The 1,140-nt window shown below is 74.2% G+C and carries 1 protein-coding gene; it reads right to left on the reverse strand.

The features are described from left to right. Positions 1-100: 100 nt before the first annotated feature. Positions 101-829 (reverse strand): two-component system response regulator OmpR, encoded by a 729-nt coding sequence (ompR, locus tag D588_RS0123675; protein ID WP_017908321.1) that lies wholly within the window; start codon positions 827-829, stop codon positions 101-103. Positions 830-1,140 lie beyond the last annotated feature (311 nt).

Consider the following 1,140-nt stretch of genomic DNA (forward strand, 5'->3'; position numbering starts at 1 on the left):
AGCGCCAGCAGGCCGGCGCCGGCCAGCACCAGCGCGATCACCAGCGCCAGTTGCCCGAACAGGCTGCGCGGCCAGCCGCTGGCGCGGGAGGCGGGCGCGCTCATGCCTGCGGCTCCGGCGGCACGTACACATAGCCCACGCCCCACACCGTCTGGATCAGCCGCGGCGTGCGCACGTCGTCCTCCAGCAGCTTGCGCAGCCGCGCGACGATCACGTCGATGCTGCGCCCCAGCGGCTCGTGTTCGCGGCCGTGCGCCAGGCTGGAGAGGCGGTCGCGGCTCAGCGGTTGCTGCGGGTGCCGCAGCAGCACCGACAGCACCGCGAACTCGGCGGTGGTCAGCTTCAGCGGTTCGCCGTCGCGGCGCAGCTCGCGCCGGCCCAGGTGCAGGCGGAAGCGGCCGAAGCCGATCTCGCCGCCCTCCGGTTGCGGTGCGCCGGCGCCGCCTGGGCGGGTACGGCGCAGCACCGCGCGGATCCGCGCCAGCAGCTCGCGCGGGTTGACCGGCTTGGGCAGGTAGTCGTCGGCGCCGATCTCCAGGCCGACGATGCGGTCGATCTCGTCGCCCTTGGCGGTCAGCATCACGATCGGGGTGGCGTCGCCCTGGCCGCGCAGGCGCCGGCAGATCTCCAGGCCGTTCTCGCCGGGCAGCATCAGGTCCAGCACCACCAGGTCGTAGTGGCCGCGCGCCAGCGCCTGCTGCAGCTGCATGCCGTCGGCCACCGCCTTGACCGCGAAGCCCTGGCTCTCCAGGTAGCGGCACAGCAGGGCGCGCAGGCGGTCGTCGTCGTCGACCAGCAGCAGGCGGGGAGCGGGCGCGGCATCGTCCATGGACGCCACTATCGGTTGCGCCGCGGCCCCGCGGCAACGGCTGCCGCGGCGCAACTGTAAGCGGATGTTTCCGCCGCGGCGTTCGGCAACATTTGCTGGCCGATGCGGCGCCCGCGGCGCCGGCGCCATGGCTACGGTGACGCTCGGCAGCACGCCGCTGCCGTCACCGGAGAACGCCATGTCGCTGTCCCGTCGCATCACTCCCTTGCTGCTGGCGCTGGCCGCCGGCGTCCTGGTCGCGCCCAGTGCACCGGCACGCGAACACACCCGCACGCGCACCGCCGGCGGCGCCGAGGGCGCCCAATCTCGAG

It is taken from the genome of Xanthomonas sp. SHU 308 (assembly GCF_000364645.1).
Classification (GTDB): domain Bacteria; phylum Pseudomonadota; class Gammaproteobacteria; order Xanthomonadales; family Xanthomonadaceae; genus Xanthomonas_A; species Xanthomonas_A sontii.